The sequence below is a fragment of the Pseudomonas sp. CBS genome, assembly GCF_024734645.1.
Lineage (GTDB): Bacteria > Pseudomonadota > Gammaproteobacteria > Pseudomonadales > Pseudomonadaceae > Aquipseudomonas.
On the sequence record NZ_CP102929.1, the window covers coordinates 4,304,303 to 4,320,960 of the forward strand.

16 protein-coding genes are annotated in these 16,658 nt (G+C 62.9%); 7 read left to right on the forward strand and 9 right to left on the reverse strand.

Going from position 1 to position 16,658, the window contains the following annotated elements:
• Positions 1-22: 22 nt before the first annotated feature.
• The 8 genes from cfaB to hflK (NVB75_RS19850) all read right to left on the reverse strand — a co-directional run bounded on the left by cfaB (position 23) and on the right by hflK (NVB75_RS19850) (position 9,204).
• Positions 23-1,207 (reverse strand): C17 cyclopropane fatty acid synthase CfaB, encoded by a 1,185-nt coding sequence (gene cfaB, locus NVB75_RS19815; RefSeq protein WP_258342925.1) that lies wholly within the window; start codon positions 1,205-1,207, stop codon positions 23-25.
• 87 nt (positions 1,208-1,294) lie between these two features.
• Complete coding sequence (locus tag NVB75_RS19820; protein ID WP_258342926.1) at positions 1,295-2,080, reverse strand: DNA-binding domain-containing protein; 786 nt, start codon at positions 2,078-2,080, stop codon at positions 1,295-1,297.
• Positions 2,071-2,916, reverse strand: a complete 846-nt coding sequence (locus NVB75_RS19825; RefSeq protein ID WP_258342927.1) for a DUF692 domain-containing protein — start codon at positions 2,914-2,916, stop codon at positions 2,071-2,073. The genes NVB75_RS19820 and NVB75_RS19825 overlap by 10 nt, the downstream gene beginning before the upstream one ends.
• 66 nt (positions 2,917-2,982) lie before the next feature.
• Positions 2,983-3,234: a hypothetical protein gene (locus NVB75_RS19830; protein WP_003213503.1), complete on the reverse strand. Its 252-nt coding sequence runs from the start codon at positions 3,232-3,234 to the stop codon at positions 2,983-2,985.
• Between the two features lie 107 nt (positions 3,235-3,341).
• Positions 3,342-5,237 carry a cation-translocating P-type ATPase gene (locus NVB75_RS19835; protein ID WP_258342928.1) on the reverse strand — a complete coding sequence of 632 codons (1,896 nt, stop codon included), beginning with the start codon at positions 5,235-5,237 and terminating at the stop codon, positions 3,342-3,344.
• The gene (gene hflK, locus NVB75_RS19840; RefSeq protein ID WP_258342929.1) at positions 5,234-6,268 is read right to left on the reverse strand and encodes a protease modulator HflK; all 1,035 of its coding nucleotides are present in this window, start codon (positions 6,266-6,268) and stop codon (positions 5,234-5,236) included. The genes NVB75_RS19835 and hflK (NVB75_RS19840) overlap by 4 nt, the downstream gene beginning before the upstream one ends.
• Positions 6,265-7,263, reverse strand: a complete 999-nt coding sequence (gene hflC / locus NVB75_RS19845; protein ID WP_167410192.1) for a protease modulator HflC — start codon at positions 7,261-7,263, stop codon at positions 6,265-6,267. The genes hflK (NVB75_RS19840) and hflC overlap by 4 nt, the downstream gene beginning before the upstream one ends.
• A gap of 9 nt (positions 7,264-7,272) precedes the next feature.
• The gene (gene hflK / locus NVB75_RS19850; protein ID WP_258342930.1) at positions 7,273-9,204 is read right to left on the reverse strand and encodes a protease modulator HflK; all 1,932 of its coding nucleotides are present in this window, start codon (positions 9,202-9,204) and stop codon (positions 7,273-7,275) included.
• A 184-nt stretch (positions 9,205-9,388) separates the two neighbouring features.
• On the opposite strand from hflK (NVB75_RS19850), the gene NVB75_RS19855 reads away from it, so the two are divergent.
• The 6 genes from NVB75_RS19855 to NVB75_RS19880 are packed head-to-tail and all read left to right on the forward strand — an operon-like array spanning position 9,389 to position 15,073.
• On the forward strand, positions 9,389-10,009 hold the full coding sequence (locus NVB75_RS19855; RefSeq protein WP_258342932.1) for a CDP-alcohol phosphatidyltransferase family protein: 621 nt from the start codon (positions 9,389-9,391) through the stop codon (positions 10,007-10,009).
• 10 nt (positions 10,010-10,019) lie between these two features.
• Positions 10,020-11,774: a bifunctional alpha/beta hydrolase/class I SAM-dependent methyltransferase gene (locus NVB75_RS19860; RefSeq protein ID WP_258342933.1), complete on the forward strand. Its 1,755-nt coding sequence runs from the start codon at positions 10,020-10,022 to the stop codon at positions 11,772-11,774.
• 3 nt (positions 11,775-11,777) lie between these two features.
• Positions 11,778-13,076: a phosphatase PAP2/dual specificity phosphatase family protein gene (locus NVB75_RS19865; protein ID WP_258342935.1), complete on the forward strand. Its 1,299-nt coding sequence runs from the start codon at positions 11,778-11,780 to the stop codon at positions 13,074-13,076.
• Positions 13,066-13,509: a hypothetical protein gene (locus tag NVB75_RS19870; protein ID WP_258342937.1), complete on the forward strand. Its 444-nt coding sequence runs from the start codon at positions 13,066-13,068 to the stop codon at positions 13,507-13,509. Before NVB75_RS19865 ends, NVB75_RS19870 begins: the two co-directional genes overlap by 11 nt.
• Before the next feature lie 9 nt (positions 13,510-13,518).
• Entirely contained in the window at positions 13,519-14,139 is a 621-nt protein-coding gene (locus tag NVB75_RS19875) for a 1-acyl-sn-glycerol-3-phosphate acyltransferase (RefSeq protein WP_076013249.1), read from the forward strand.
• A 1-nt stretch (position 14,140) separates the two neighbouring features.
• Positions 14,141-15,073, forward strand: a complete 933-nt coding sequence (locus tag NVB75_RS19880; RefSeq protein WP_063033761.1) for a phosphatidate cytidylyltransferase — start codon at positions 14,141-14,143, stop codon at positions 15,071-15,073.
• A gap of 253 nt (positions 15,074-15,326) precedes the next feature.
• Here NVB75_RS19880 and NVB75_RS19885 read toward each other — a convergent pair whose 3' ends face one another.
• A complete protein-coding gene (locus NVB75_RS19885; RefSeq protein WP_026078018.1) occupies positions 15,327-15,800 on the reverse strand; it encodes an Lrp/AsnC family transcriptional regulator in 474 nt (157 codons plus the stop codon).
• 166 nt (positions 15,801-15,966) lie between these two features.
• Here NVB75_RS19885 and NVB75_RS19890 point away from each other — a divergent pair, with 166 nt between their 5' ends.
• Complete coding sequence (locus NVB75_RS19890; protein ID WP_258348682.1) at positions 15,967-16,596, forward strand: LysE family translocator; 630 nt, start codon at positions 15,967-15,969, stop codon at positions 16,594-16,596.
• The last annotated feature ends 62 nt before the right edge of the window (positions 16,597-16,658 follow it).

Sequence of the window (16,658 nt, forward strand, 5' to 3'; positions counted from 1 at the left end):
TTTAGATCACCGGTACGATTGCTTACTGGTACAGGTCATCCCGCGTCCACGGCAGCTCATGGCTACCATCGGCATGGGGTTTCACCGCCAGAATCTGGTGCAAGTTGATCCAGCCACGGGCAAACGCATACGCACAGCCGGCCAGGTACAGGCGCCAGATGCGCAAGGCCTGCTCCGGCACCATCCTGCCCGCCGCCTCCAGGTTGTCTTCCAGGCGCTCGCTCCAGTGGTCCAGGGTGCGCGCGTAATGCAGGCGCAGGCTTTCCACGTCGACCACTTCCAGCCCGACTTCGCTGATCTCGGCGGTCATCATCGCCAGGTGCGGCAGCTCGCCATTGGGAAACACATAGCGCTCGATAAAGTCCCCGGCGCCACGGCCCACAGGCCGGCCATCGGTGTGCTTGGCGGTAATGCCATGGTTCATCACCAGGCCGCCTTCACGCACCGCGCCGTAAAGAATCTTGCAGTACTCCGCCAGGTTGGCGTGGCCAACGTGTTCAAACATGCCCACGCTCACCACCTTGTCGAACCGGCCATCCTGGGGCAAGTCACGGTAGTCGAGCAGCGTCAACTCAACCTGGTCTTCCAGGCCTTCGGCTTTCACCCGTTCCTGGGCCAGCTCCAGTTGTTCCTTGCTCAGGGTGATACCAAACACCTTGACCCCGAATTCCCGCGCGGCATAGCGTGCCAGCCCACCCCAACCGCAGCCTACGTCGAGCAGATACTCCCCCGGCTGCAGCCGCAATTTGCGGCACAGGTGGCGGAATTTGTCTTGTTGGGCTTGATCGAGGGATTCACTGCCGGTCTCGAAATACCCGCAGGAATAGGCCATGTCGCGGTCCAGCCACAGCTGGTAGAACTCGTTGGACAGGTCGTAATGGTAGGAAATAGCGGCTGCGTCGGTGGCCTTGTCGTGGATCGAGCGCACCGGACGAGTGTCCTCGTCGTCATTCACCAGGGCATGACTCAACTCGTCAACGACCCTGATCACTTCGGAAATGGAGCCTTCCAGCTCCAGTTTGCCCTCGACGAAGGCTTCGCCCAGTGAATCGAGCGTCGGATGGCTAAGCTTTGAAACCATCATGGGGTCCTTGACCACAATGGTGACGCTGGGATCCGGGCCCAGGTTGAATTCATGGCCGTCCCAGAGTCGAAGACGCAGCGGTAGCTGAAGATTCTGTAAGGCCGGTGGAAGTTGCGCGAGCATGAGTAGTCCCCCCTTGTTTCAGACGTCTGAAATGAGGGTAGACCATCCACGGAAAAATTAGCAGGCTATCGAAACAATAGCCCTTTTCTATGGTGCCCGCCGCTGGAGCAAACCCTCCTGGACCCACTGTTTCAGCCAGGTAACCGCTTGCAATGGCGCGCCCTCCTGGTAAGTGACTGCCAACTCGGCACACAGTTCGGAAAAACTCCAGCCACGGGTGACCATGCCAGTCAGCGCGCTGGCTTCAGCCGCTTCCAGGCTGCGGTACTGGCAAACATTCTGATGCCGCCAGACCAGGCAGACCTGCGCCAACAGCAGGGCCTCGCTGCCGGGAAAGTCCCATTCACCCTTGCTGGCGCGCCAGATGCCCAGGCTGTTGAAGTCACACGTCACCTGCTGCACCGAAGGTGCGAGCTGCACCCGCAGCCCTGGCCAGTCTTCGGGCGGCAGCGATGCCATGTCCTGCAGGGTCAGCGGCTCGCCCTGCGGCGCATCAAAGGCCAGGGTGAACGCCCATTCCAGCCGCGCCAGCTCGGCCAGCGGAGCGCCCTGCTCGGCATAATGTTCAACGATAAATCCGGGGAACCGCTCGCCAAACCAGCGCAGGCTGTAATGGGCCGAGGGGTAACACCGGATATAGGCCGAACCCAGCTGCGCAAACTCCTCATCCCCCAGCCAATACCAGACGGCGCTGAAGTCATCGCGCAGCACTTCCTGCAACCGGGCGTGATAGGCGTTGTGGTAAATCGCCAGGCCCGTCTCAACATCCAGGGTCGGACCGCCAATCAAGGTGGCGCTGAAGCTGTTGCTGGCAGTGGACGTCTCGGCGAGCAAATGCTGCTCAAACGCCAATTGCCAATCGATCAGGCGCATAACGCTCTCCTGTCCAATGCGCTCGCGCCCAGTTCGCGGGCCTTGCTCAGCTCGTCGAGCAGTTCCTGGAACGGCGGGAAATGGTCATCGCGCTCCAGCAAGGTCGAGACCGGCCCAAGATGCTCCAGGGTCTGCTGATACAGCGCCCACACCGGATCGCATACCGGATGGTCGTGCGTGTCGATCACGTAGTCGCCGTAGTCCATGTGCCCGGCCAAGTGCAGTTGGCGGATGCTTTCGGGCGGCAGGTTGTGGATAAACGTCCAGGCATCGAAGCCGTGGTTGCGCGAGCTGACGTACACATTGTTCACGTCCAGCAACAGCTGGCAGCCGGTGAGATGGGTCAGGGCGTTGAGAAATTCCCACTCGGTAAACTCATTCGCCTTGGAGCGCACATAGCTGGAGACGTTTTCCAGCACCAAGGGACGCTGCAACACATCCTGCACTTGCCGCACGCGACCGGCGACGTGGTACAGGCTTTCTTCGGTGTAAGGCAGCGGCAGCAGGTCATGCAACTGGTGCGCGTTGCCGCGGCTCCAGCACAAGTGATCGGAAATCCACGCCGGGTGGATGCGCTCGGAGAGCTGCTTGAGTTGCTTCAGGTAATCGATATCGAGGGCATGGGGCCCGCCGATGGACAGGGACACGCCATGCATCACCAAGGGATAACGCTCGGCTATCGCGTCCAGGTAGTACAAGGCCTTGCCGCCCTGCACCAGATAATTCTCGGAGATCACTTCGAACCAATCCACGGCCGGCGATTGTTCAAGGATCTGCTGGTAGTACTCGCTGCGTAAACCCAGGCCGTAACCCAGACTCGGAAGGGAAGCGGACATAAAAACACTCCTGGGGAAAGTGTCCGCAGCGGCGGGGGGCCCGCTGCGGTTGCACTCGGTTGTCGGTTACTCGCCGACTTTGCCGCCCTTCTGGTCGCACATCGCCTTGCTCATCGACAGGAAGCCCTGGCCTTTGCAAGAACCCATGCCTTTGCAGGCGTGGTCTTTGGTTTTGCAGTCATTCTGGCCTTTGCAGGCGTTGACGCCATAGCAATGGACCTGGGCGTCTGCTGCCTGTACCTGGGTGGCAACACCGGCAAACATGCCGGCAGCGGCGATAGCGAGGGCGGCACCAGCAGCAGCGGATTTGATGTTCATTGTGTATTCCTCATGATCGGTAGTGGAGCCGGTCTGAACGGATTGTTCAGTCTCGACATAGCACTAGAGTGAGGTCCCCCCATGGCGTTACAGCGCGACTGAAAAATTTATTCCTCGAGTTTCAATAGCGGCTCCTGGAACCGCAACAGACGCCCCGCATTGCCCAGCACCAGCAGCGTACTGAGGTTGTGCAGCACCGCCGCAATCATCGCTCCCGCCGCGCCCAACCAGCCGAATGCGGCGAACACCACGATCGCCAGCGTCCAGCCCAGGCCGATGATCACATTGACCTGCAACGTATGCCGGCACTGGCGACTCAAGCGCACACAGGTGCCCAGGCGCCGCAGGTCGCTGCCGATCAGCACCACGTCCGCCGATGCCAGGGCGATATCCGCCCCGCCCGCCCCCATCGCCACACCGACCACACCCGCCTTGAGCGCCAACGAATCGTTGATCCCGTCGCCCACCACCATCGGCCGGAAACCGCTGCCGATTTCCCCCAGCACGCGCTTGAGCTTGTCTTCCGGCAACGCCTGGGCTTCGACGTCGCTGATGCCCACTTCCAGCGCCAGGCTGTCGGCCACGCTTTGGCGGTCGCCCGTCAGCAACAGTTGGCGACCGAGGCCCAGTTCCCGCAGCTCTTTCATCGCCTGGCGGGCTTCAGGTTTCACGCTGTCCGCCAGCAACAGCCAGGCGAGGAATTGCCCATTCAGCGCCAGCCCGGCAATCGGGCCGTCGTGATTGGGGACCACCGTGGTCGCGATGCCCAGTTGTCCAAACAATTCCGGCCGGCCGAGGGCGGCTTCGCCCTGCCCGGTCTGGGCGACCACACCGAGGCCCTGGCGCTCGCGAATATCCGACAGCACCAGCATTTGTTCCTGAGTCGCCAGCCCCGCCAATGCCCGGCTGACCGGGTGGCTGCTGGCCGAGCCGAGGCTGGCCGCCAGGTTGAGCAGCACTTGCCGATCCGGCTCGCGGGTGTCGATGGACTGCAAACGCAGGGTGCCGAACGTCAGGGTGCCGGTCTTGTCGACCACCAGTGACGTCAGGTCCGCCAACTCTTCGAGAAACGCCGAGCTGCGAATCAGAATGCCGTGACGCGCCGCCACCGCAATGCCCGCAATCGCCGTGGCGGGTGCCGACAACACCAATGCACACGGGCACGCCGCCACCAGTACAGCGAGCATCGCCTGGGCGTCATTGGTGACAAACCAGGTGACCGCCGCCAGCAACAGCACCAGCACCATGTAGCTGCCAGCGTAGCGCTCCAGCAATCGAGTGATCGGCGGCTTGGAACGTTCGGCGCTCTGCATCAGCGCGATGACTTTGCCCAGGGTCGACTCATTGCCGGTGCGGGTCACTTCCAGGCGCAGCAGGCCGTCGAGATTGATCGCGCCACCAAACACCTGCACGCCAACACTCGCTTCCAGCGGCACCGATTCGCCGGTGATCGGCGCGGTGTCCAGGCTGGCCTGGCCCGACAGCACCACACCATCGGCGGGCACCCGGTCACCGGCACGCACTTCGACGATATCGCCGGTCTTCAGGATGCCGTTGTCGACTTCCAGGATCGTGCCGTCCGCCTGCACCAGGCGCGCATGGCTGCGGGTCAGTTTGCCCAGGGCATGAATCGCTTCCTGTGAACCGATGACGCTGCGCTCTTCCAGCACATGGCCGAAGATCATGATGATCGGCAGCAGCGCGGCGGTCAGCAGGTCACCGGTAGCCCAGGCACCGAGCATGGCCAGTGCGATCAGTTGGTCGGTGATGCCATGCAGGCTCGGGTAACGCAGGCTGTACCAGGCCGAGCGCATCACGGGCACGGCCACCAGCAACGAGGCGACGCCCAGCAGCAATTGGCTCACGCCGGTCTGGTCCGGCGCCAGCCAGCGCCATACCAGGCCCAGGCTGAGCAAGCCCAAGGCGAGCATCGCCAGGGTCAGTTGCCGGGCGGCGCTGCGTTGTTCGGCCGATGAGAGCATCGGGGCGGCGTGGGCGGTCATTGTTCGGCTCCCTGAATGATCAGGCGGGAATCGTCTTTAGGGTCAACCGTGGTCACGGAGCCGGCCTGGCCGAGAATCTTCGGCAGGCGTTCGCGGTACAGGCGCAGCAGCAGGCCGGGGTCTTTGACCTGGGCCAGGCTGGCGACGGTGGCGGTTTGGGCCTGGGCGCTGGCCAGGCGCTCGCTGGCCTGGGCGTGGGCCACCTGCACGGCGCGATCAGCGTCCTGGTTGGCGGTCTGGGTGAGTTTCTCGGCGTCGGTGCGCGCATTGGCCACGGCCTTGTCGGCTTGCTGGCTGGCGGTCAGCACCGCGTTGAAAGCGTTGACCGCCGGGCCCGGCAGGCTTGATTGCACGTCGACCCGGGTGACTTCGATACCCAGGCCAAGGCCGGTGGACGTCAGGTCGGCCAGGCGTTGATTAATGCCGCGTACCAGATCACCGCGCAGCCGTTCGCGGCGCTCCGCAGCCTGGTTGTCGGCGCCGATCAGCTCGGGGCGAGCCACCAGAATGGTGTCCAGGTCTCGCGCAGCCGTCAGCACTACGGCGCTGCGGGTGACCAGTCGATCCAAGGCCGGCAGCACGTGATCGCCCTGCAACACAAACGCATAGGGCTCGGTGACCTTGTAGAAGACCCGCACATCCAGTTGCACCACCCCGGCATCGCCGGTCAGCAGGTAACCGGAGCCGGCCAGGGCATCGCTCAGCGGCGTGGCAAAACTGGCCACGCGGTCGGCTTGGGTGGCCGCATCGGAACGCAGCAGGTTTTCCACCCGTCGCTCAATCACCCGGTCCGCTGCGGGCAACAGCACCACTTGCTCGAACGGACGCGGCCAGGCCAGCAGCAGCCCGGCATTCTGGATCCGGTCCAGCGCGCCGAAGTGCAACACCACGGCGCGGTTCTGCGGGTCGATCTGCCGCACGTTGGAAAATGCCCACGCCAGCGCAGCCAATACCGTCACCGCATACAGCGCCAGGAACGTCAGCCGTCCAGCCTGGAGCCACGGGCTGTCGAGGCTTTCCCGCTCACTCATGGCTGAATATCCTTCGGCCCATCCACCAAAGCGCGGAACGGCGCAGCGTCGGTGCGCAGGATGATTTTGGTACCCGGTGTGACCACTGTGCCCAGGGTGTCGAGGGAGCGCAGCAGGTTGTACAACTGCGGATTGCCAGCGTAGGCACGGCCATAAATCTGCGCGGCTTCGACCCGGGATTGCGCTTCGATATCGGCGGCTTTCACCGTGGCGTCGGCCTGGACGATTCGCGCATCACGCTCGGCAGCCGAACGAATCTGCGCCGCCTCACGCTTGCCCACGGCGGTGCGTTCAGTGGCGATGGTCTCGCGCTCGGCACGCATGCGGTCGACAGTGGCGGCCAGGGTCACCGACGGCAAGGTCAGCCGTTCAACACCGACCTGCACCACACGCACGCCATAGGTGGTGAGCAATTGTTGATCAATCTGCTGGCGCAGTTGTGCTTCAAAATCGGCAATACGCACCTGGCTGGCATCGGTGTTCACCAGGTTAGCCAGGTCGAAACTGGCAGCGGTGGTTTCCAACGCCGAGCCGACAAAGGTGCGAATCTGCCGCGCCGCTTCATCCGGCTGGTTCTGCACCGCGCGCATAAAGCGCTGCACATTGTCGGGGTCGCCCTGCACCTGCCAGGCCACGTAGGCCTGCACGATGATCCGCAGGCCATCCCGGGTGCCCACATCTTGCAAGCCGCTGGAGGTGGTGCGCAGGCGCAGGTCCACCGGGATCGCCGCTTCGAACGGCGCCGGCCAGCGCCAGCCCAGGCCCGGTTCCAGCAATACCCGCGACGGGTTGCCGAAGCGGGTAATCACCGTGGCTTCACCGGAACGCACCTGCACCAGGCTCGCCGCGGCGACGGCGAACAGCACCAGCAACACTGCCCAACCCATACGCCGCCAAGGGAACGGGCCGGCTTCCTGTTCATCACCGTGATGGTGATGATGGTGGCCGTGGTGGTGACCATGGCCTGCGTGATCGTGAGAATGAGCGCTCAACAGATGAACTCCTTATTGAACGGCTTTACGCGGCACCGCAGGGTCAGCCGGTAAGGTAAAGGAACGCAGATCGATGGTCGGTGCGCCACTGGCGCCCAGGCGATGATCAAGAATGAGTAATTTGGCGTGGGCCAGGCCCTGGCTCAGTTGGCTCAGGTACTGCTCCAGCACGAAGGCCTGGCCCGCTTGCTGATAGGCCTTTTGTTCGGCGCTGAAGCGCAAATCCGCCGCCTGGGCGCCAGCACTGACTTCATGGGCCGTGGCCTGGGCCTGGTCGCGGGCGGTGCTGGCTTGCAGCAACGCCTGGTTGGTCTGCTCGCTGGCAGCGCCGCGCTCACGGGAAATCAGCGCCTGGGCGCCAATCTGCGCGGCTTGCACCGCGTGATAGGCGTTGGCCGCACCGGAAGGCGGGTGAATGGCTTCCACCACGGTGGCGAGGATTTCCACGCCGCTGTCGAGTGTCTTCAGGTCCGCTTGCACTGCCTTGCCAATGTCATCAGCGAGGCTGTTGCGTTCTTCACCCAACAATTCATCGAGGGTTCGCGAGGCAAATTCGTGCACCAGGATGCGGCTGGCGGTGCTACGGATCAGCGTGGGCACATCGGCACTGTTATAGGTGGCGGCGAGTGCGGCCTGGTCGGTCAGGCCGATGCGGTACACGAAGCGCACATCCATATTGACGATCTGGAAGGTCTGTTTGTCGTCGCTGCTGCTGGCGATGACCTGGGATTTGTCATTCACATGGCTCGCATCCCACAGGCGGTTGGCGATCAGCGGCGCCGGGCCCTCGGCCGGAGCGACGTCGGTGTTTGCCGCTTCGCCAACGCTGGTGGCCAGCTCATGGACCACACCGTTCTCCACGTTCAGCACGCGGCCCAGCGGCCAGGGCAAACCGGCATGCAGGCCAGGCCCGAAGACCTCCACCGGCTTGCCAAAGCGTTCATAAATCCCACGGCTTTGCAGGGCGACTTCATGCACGCCGGTCAGCAACCAACCTACGGCCAGCACCACCACCAGCACCGGCAGGAATGCCCGGCGCATGTAGGTAAAGGCCCAGATCTGTCGCAGGTCGATGCCGAAACGGTTGTGCAGTTCGTGCTGCAAGGCGAGCAACGGTTGCGGCGGCCAGCGCAGCATCCCGGCGATAAAACTTTGCGCCATCAGGCGCGGTTCAAGGCGCTCCTGGCGCGGGCTGAACAGCGACAGCAAGCCTCTTAGCAGAAACTCCAGCGCCACCAGAATCGGCAACAAGCCGATCAACACGGCCAGGCGCAACGGCCACACGGATTCTTCACCGGCAAACAGCAGACAAATCGCACTGACCACCAGGCAAATAATCGCCACCCGGCTCAGTTGCGCGAGTTGCGCGGCTTCCGGCCATTGGGCAGTGCTTTCCTGGGCCATGCGCCGTTCAAACACCAACAAGCCGAACGCCAGTGCCAAGGCAATGGCCGCGCCGACACTGGCAGCCTGGCCCACCGCCGCAGCGGGCAAGGTCAGGCTCCAGAATTCCACGACGCTGAACAGCACCAGCAACGACCAGCCACACAGCCAGAACACCGGCGCGCCAATCTGCACCCGCAAGCCATTACCGACGCGACCGAACTGCCGGTTAAGCCAGCCAGGTTCTTCTTGTGGCAGCGGCTGCTCGATCAACCGCGCAGCCGGCTCCTCCAGCGCCATGGCCCGCCAATCCGCGACCCACCACGCCGATTGCAAACCGGCCACCAGCACCAGCAACGCCGAGGCGCAGTTGATCAGCACCACCGGCCAGATCGACAGCGGGGCGAACAGCGCCACAAACAGCGCCAGCATCCAGCCGCCGACCGCCAGCACCGTCAGGCCAATGCCGGCCTGCCTTAACCGGCGGGCATGAAACAACCCCTGCTGAAAACGCGGCAGCCCTTCGATGGCCACGTCATCAGCGTCTAGATCCACTCGCATCCCCAAACGCCCACCCAGAAACAATTAGTTACTCTATAACCCGAAGCGTGAAATTTTTGTTTGGTTTCACACAGATAGTGATGAAAGCCCCAGAAACACGAGCCATCACTGGTTTCGGCCGTGATAAATCGGCACACTCCCCACAGTTTTTCGCGGGCTTACGGACAAGGAAGCGTCACTCCCCATGATTTCGATCTATCAGCTTAAACCGCGTTTTCAGAACCTGCTGCGCCCGCTGGTGCAGCGCCTCTACGACAACGGCACCACCGCCAACCAGATCACCGTGCTGGCCGGGGTGGTTTCCCTGCTGGTGGGATTGCTGATTGCCGGCTTCGCCCAGCATCTGTGGCTGTTTGCGTTGATCCCGCTGTGGATGATCCTGCGCATGGCCCTCAACGCCATCGACGGCATGCTCGCCCGGGAATTCGGCCAGCAGTCGCGACTCGGCGCCTACCTCAATGAGCTGTGTGACGTGATCGCCGACAGCGCGCTGATCCTGCCGTTTGCGCTGATCCCCGAGGTCAGCCTGGCACCGGTGTTGCTGGTGACGCTGCTGGCGGTGTTCAGCGAATACGCCGGCGTGCTCGGGCCGATGGTCGGGGCCTCGCGGCGCTACGACGGGCCCATGGGCAAGAGCGATCGGGCATTTGTGCTCGGGGTGCTGGCCACCGGCGTGGCGCTGGGCTGGCTCGGTGCCGGGTGGGTCGAGGCGGTGATGTGGCTGGTCGCGGCCTTGTTGGCCTACACCTTGGTCAACCGCGTGCGCCAAGGCCTAAAAGAACAACAAACCTCCCCTTCTGCATAAGGATTTTGCGATGCGTGAACAGCAAGAGCACACCTTCAGCACCCATGACGGGGTGGAGCTTTTCTACCGTCACTGGCCCGCCACGGCGCCTGCGGGCTTTGCACCCCGCAAGGCGATTTTGCTGTTCCATCGCGGCCACGAGCACTCCGGGCGCATCGCCCACCTGGTGGACGAGCTGAACCTGCCGGAGTTCGACTTCTTCGCCTGGGACGCCCGTGGCCACGGTCAATCCCCCGGCGCGCGCGGCGACAGCCCGAGTTTTGCCACCAGTGCGCGGGACGTGCAGACCTTCGTTGATCATATCGGCGGCGCCTACAGCATTGAGGAAGAAAACCTCGCGGTGATCGCCCAGAGTGTCGGCGCAGTGATCGCAGCGACCTGGGTGCACGACTACGCGCCGAAGATCCGCTCGTTGGTGCTCGCCTCGCCCGCGTTCAAGGTCAAGCTCTACGTGCCCTTCGCCCGGCCAGGCCTGGCGCTGATGCGCAAGTTTCGCGGCAATTTTTTCGTCAACAGTTACGTCAAGGCCAAGTTCCTGAGCCATGACCCGGAGCGCGTGGCGTCCTACGACAGCGATCCGCTGATCACCAAAGCCATTTCCGTAAATGTGCTGCTGGGCCTGTACGAAGCGGCCGACCGGGTGGTAGCCGATGCCCAGGCAATTCAGGTGCCGACCCAACTGCTGATCTCCGGCTCGGACTTTGTGGTGCACCGCAAACCCCAGCAGCAGTTTTTCGACCGCCTCGGCAGCCTGAAAAAAGAACTGCACATCCTCCCCGGCTTCTTCCACGACACCCTCGGTGAACGTGACCGCGCCGTGGCCTTGAGCAGCGCCCGGCGCTTTATCCTGCAGAACTTCGAACACCCGCTGGACCGCGCCAACTTGCTGGACGCCGACAAGATCGGCCTGACCTGCGCCGAATCCGAATCCCTGGCCGCGCCGTTGCCACGCAACTCCCTGCGCGACCTGTACTGGCGCATGACCCGCGCCAGCATGGGCCTGGGCAGCAAACTGTCGGATGGGGTGAAGCTTGGTTTCGACACCGGCTTCGACTCCGGCAGCACCCTGGACTACGTGTACCGCAACACACCCACCGGCAAAGGCGGGCTGGGGCGGATGATCGACACCAACTACCTGAACTCCATCGGCTGGCGCGGTATTCGTCAGCGCAAGTTGAACGTGGAAGAGCTGCTGCGCCTGGCGATGGCCAAGCTGCGGGACGAGCAGCGCGAAGTGCGCATCGTCGACATCGCCGCCGGGCATGGTCGGTACATTCTGGAAGCCTTACAGGGCGTTTCGCCGTTGCCGGAATCGATCCTGTTGCGGGACTACAGCGACATCAACGTGCGCGACGGTGGCGCGCTGATTCGTGAAAAAGGCCTGGGAGACATCGCACAGTTCGTCAAAGGTGATGCGTTTGACCGGGCGGACCTGGCAGCGCTGGAGCCCAAGCCGACGCTGGCGGTGGTGTCCGGGCTGTATGAGCTGTTCGCGGATAACGCGATGGTCGGTGGTTCGCTCGCCGGGTTGGCCGAAGCCGTGGAGCCCGGTGGCTATCTGGTGTACACCGGCCAACCGTGGCACCCGCAACTGGAACTGATCGCCCGCGCCCTCACCAGCCACCGTCAGGGCCAGGCCTGGGTAATGCGCCGGCGCAGCCAGGCAGAGATGGACCAACTGGTGGAAGCCGCCGGTTTCCGCAAGATCACCCAGCGTGTGGATGAATGGGGGATTTTCAGCGTGTCCCTGGCACAGCGAGTCTGACCCATGCGTGAACCGGGCCTGTTAAAACCGGCGGTGCTGTGGCTGCTGCTGTTGGCACCGCTGTTTTTCAGCACCTACGGCTTTGCCACGTGGGTCACCAGCCAACGCAGCGACGTGGGCACCATGGTGTTCGGCTGGGAAACCCATATCCCGTTCTGGGCCTGGACCATCGTGCCCTACTGGTCGATCGACCTGCTCTACGGTTTTTCCCTGCTGCTGCCCAGCACCCGCCATGAGTTGAAGCAACACGCCTTGCGCCTGCTGACGGCGCAAGTGATCGCCGTCACCTGCTTCCTGATCTGGCCGTTACGCTTCACCTTCGAACGCCCGGAGCTGGATGGTGTGTTCGGCTGGCTGTTTGCCGTACTCGCCGGGTTCGACAAGCCGTTCAACCAGGCGCCATCGCTGCACATCGCCCTGCTGGTGGTGCTGTGGATAATGTACCAGCGGCATAGCCAGGGCCTTTGCCGCTGGGTGGTGCATGGCTGGTTTGCCTTGATCGGCCTTTCGGTACTGACCACTTATCAACATCACTTTATCGACTTACCCACAGGCGCCCTCGCCGGCTGGCTGTGCGTGTGGCTGTGGCCGCTGGAACATCCGAGCCCGCTGCTGAATGCCCACCTGACTCGGGACCGGCAGCGTTGGCGGCTGGGGTTGCGCTATGGCTTCGGGGCTTTGGTGTGTTTGATCCTCGCGTTTACCCTCGGTGGCGGCTGGTTGTGGCTACTTTGGCCGGCAGTTTCCCTCGGGTTGGTGAAGGCGAATTATCTGGTGCTGGGCGTTTCAGGCTTTCAGAAACGCGCCGACGGGCGACTCACTCCGGCGGCACGCTGGTTATTGGCGCCATACCTGGTAGCTGCCTGGATCAATTCCCGCCTGTGGACACGTAAACATCCACAGCCCGATCAGGTTGTGGATAACGTTTGGCTCGGGCGAATTCCCACCGGCGGCGAGCTGGAGTCATTCAAGGCGGTGGTCGATCTCTGCGCCGAGTTACCGATCAATCCACAGGGCCGCGCCTATTACAGCCTGCCGGTGCTCGACCTCACGGCGCCCACCGCAGCGCAATGTCTGGAAGCCGCCGAAGCCATTGAACGACTGCGCTCAGCGGGGCCATTGCTGGTGTGCTGTGCCCTTGGTTACTCGCGAAGTGCCACGGCTGTGGCTGCATGGCTGGTACACAGCGGGCGCGCAGGCAATGTTGACGACGCGGTAGCTATTATTCGTACAGCACGCCCGCATGTGGTCCTGCATCCCGCTCACCGTGAAGCCTTGGAGGGTTTAGCCCATGCCTGCTGATATGGAATTACAGGTCGTCGCCAGCCTGCTACGCCGCGGCCGTTCCCTGGATCAGTTATCCACAGGCCTGACCTTGCTCGGCGTACTGTTCGGCCTGGCGCAACTGCTTATGGCCAGCATCACGCCGATCTGCCTGATCCTCAGCCTGTGGATGATTGTGCTCGGGCTGCTGCAAAAATACTGGGCGCTGCGGGTGGCCTTCGACGCTGACCTGTTCGCCCTGCTGGCCCGTGATACCGAGCGCACGCCCGATTTTGACCAGGCGATGCAAACCCTCGGCCTGCAATCCGCCAAACGCGCGGGTCGGCCGTGGAACGAACGCCGTCGCGGCGCCCTGAAACTGTTGCGCAAGCAAGCCTACCTGCTGGCGGCGCAAGTGCTGCTGACCGTGGCCGTCATCCTGGCCAGCCCTTGGCTGCCCTTCGCCGGATAAGGAAACCTCATGTTCGAACCCGTGGTCGCCACCCTGATTACCTCCATGGCCCGCACCGTCACCGGCGCCCGCAGCCTGTGGCTTGGCTGCGCGCCCGTGCCGGTGCAGCGCATCTATTACGCCAACCACAGCAGCCACGGCGATTTCGTGCTGCTGTGGGCCTCGTTGCCACAGAACCTGCGTAAATTCACGCGTCCGGTGGCCGGCAGCGATTACTGGAACCAAAGCGCCCTGCGCCGTTACATCATCAACCGGGTGTTCAACGGTGTACTGATTGATCGCGAGCGCAAGGACCCTGTGGATAACCCCCTGCAACCGATGCTCCAAGCCCTGGAGAACGGCGACTCGCTGATTATTTTCCCCGAGGGCACACGCAACCTGGAAGACGGCTTGCTGCCGTTCAAAAGCGGGCTGTATCACTTGGCCAAGAGTTATCCACAAGCCGAGTTGATCCCGGTGTGGATCGCCAACCTCAACCGGGTCATGCCCAAGGGCCGCGTGCTGCCGCTGCCCTTGCTGTGTACCACCAGCTTCGGCGCACCGCTGCAACTGGAGGACGGCGAAGACAAGGCATTGTTCCTCGCCCGCACCCGCGACGCCTTGCTCGCCCTCGCCCCGGAGCATTCCTGACATGGATAGCCAAACCCTGATGTTGTTCGGCGGGATCGGCGCGATCCTGGTACTCGCCTCGCTGATCGGCCTGATCCTCAAACTCCGTACCCGTGGCACGCCCAATGCGGTGATCGACAACCTCAACGCCCGCATCAATGCGTGGTGGGTGATGGTGGTGGTGATCGGCGTGGCCTTCTGGCTCGGCACCGGCGCGGTGATCCTGCTGTTCTACGCCGTGTCGTTCTATGCGCTGCGGGAATTCCTCACGCTCACGCCGACCCGACGAAGCGATTACCCGGCGCTGGTGGCGGCCTTCTACCTGGCGCTGCCGCTGCAATACCTGCTGATCTACTTCGACTGGTACGGGCTGTTCTCGATCTTCATCCCGGTGTACGTGTTCCTGCTGCTGCCGATCCTCGCGTCACTGGGCGGCGACAGCACGCACTTCCTGGAACGGGCGTCGAAGGTGCAATGGGGGCTGATGATCGCGGTGTTCTGCGTGTCCTTCGTGCCGGCGCTGCTGACCCTGGATATTGTCGGCTACGAAGGCCGCAACCTGCTGCTGATCGCCTACCTGGTGATCGTGGTGCAGCTGTCGGACGTCTTGCAGTACGTGTGCGGCAAGCTGTTCGGCAAACACAAGATCGCGCCCAACCTGTCGCCATCGAAAACCGTAGAAGGGTTTGTTGGCGGGATTTTGCTGTCGTCGCTGATTGGCGCGGCGCTGTGGTGGACCACGCCGTTCAACCCCTGGCAGTCGTTCCTGATTGCGCTGTTGATCAACCTGCTGGGGTTTGCGGGCGGGATCGTGATGTCGGCGATCAAGCGCGACCGGGGCGTGAAGGATTGGGGGCACATGATCGAGGGCCACGGCGGGATGCTGGACCGTCTGGATTCCGTGTGCTTTGCCGCGCCGATTTTCTTCCATCTCGTACGCTACTGGTGGACCTGAAACCTCACTCAATTACCTTCCCCCCCGTAGCAGCTGTCGAGCTCCAGCGAGGCTGCGTCGGCCGCACCACCGACCTCAGACCGAGTCGCGCCCTACGCAGCCTCGCTAAAGCTCGACAGCTGCTACGAAGGGAGGGGGTCTGATCGTTCCCACGCTCTGCGTGGGAATGCATCCGGTGACGCTCCGCGTCACGACGTTAAGAGCGGACGCGGAGCGTCCAGGGCGGCGTTCCCACGCGGAGCGTGGGAACGCTCTAGCCGGGAAGATGCCCCAACGGCAACGCCCCCGGCGTCTTCACCGTTTGAATCGCGAAGTTGCTGCGGATATCGCTCACTCCCGGCAACTTCAACAAACTCCCGGTCAGGAACCGCTCGTACCCCCGCAAGTCCGGCACCACCACTTGCAACAGAAAGTCCGATTCCCCCGACACCAGAAACGCCGAAATCACCTGAGGCAACGCCGTCACCGCCAACCGAAACGCCTCGGCCTGTTCGTCGTTATGCCGCTCCACTTTGACCCCGACAAACACCGTCAGCCCCAACCCGACTTCATCCCGATCGAGGCTTGCCTGGTAACCACGAATCACCCCCGCCTCCTCCAACAACCGCACCCGACGCAAACAGGGCGAGGCCGACAAACCAATCTCGTCCGCCAGTTGCACGTTGCTCAAGCGGCCATCACGTTGCAGCGCCTCAAGAATCTTGCGGTCAAACGCATCCAGTTTCAGGTTTGGCATAAGTGAAGTGTTTCGCCCGGTAAAAGTGGCAGGTTATGCCAAGACTAGACGCTTTTCCGGTCGACTACGCAAGCACCTGCCCCGGCCTTCACCTCTAAAATTGCCCTACGAATCACCTACCGCAAGGGGCAGGCACATGGCAGAACTCTGGTTGTTTATGGCAGAACTCTGGTTGTTTTTAGTCGCGCTGGCGGTGGTGTACCTGCTGCCCGGCCCGGACATGATCCTGCTGCTGCAAACCGGCGCCCGCCAGGGCAAGGCGATGGCGCTGGCAACCGCAGCCGGTTTGGGGCTCGCACGGGCCTGCCATGTGGCGCTGGCGGGGATGGGCCTGGCGACGTTGTTCAAGGTCGCGCCCTGGACCTTCGATGTGGTGCGCCTGGGCGGTGCGGCGTATCTGCTGTGGATCGGTGTGCAGTGCTTGCGCTCCAACCTGCTGCCCAACCTGAATACCCAAAACGGCCCGGCACCGGCCCATGCCTGGCGCGAAGCCTTCCAACGCGGCCTGCTGACCAACCTGCTCAACCCCAAGGCGTTGCTGTTCTGCTCTGTATTGCTGCCGCAGTTCATTGATCCACACGGCGCTTCGGTGACGGCGCAGTTCGCAACGTTGGGCGCAATTCTGGTGGCCGTCGGCCTGGCATTCGACAGTGGCTATGGATTGGCCGGCGCCAGAATCGGCCGCTGGCTGCAACGCAGCCCGTCCGCCCAACGCCTGCAACAGTGGCTGTTTGGCAGTCTTTTGATCGGTTTTGCGATACGCCTCACCTTCGTGCAGCAAGCCTGAGCAAAACGAGGTGTTTTGCCGTCATCTTTTGTATTAAAGAGACGTGTAAGATACGCGACACA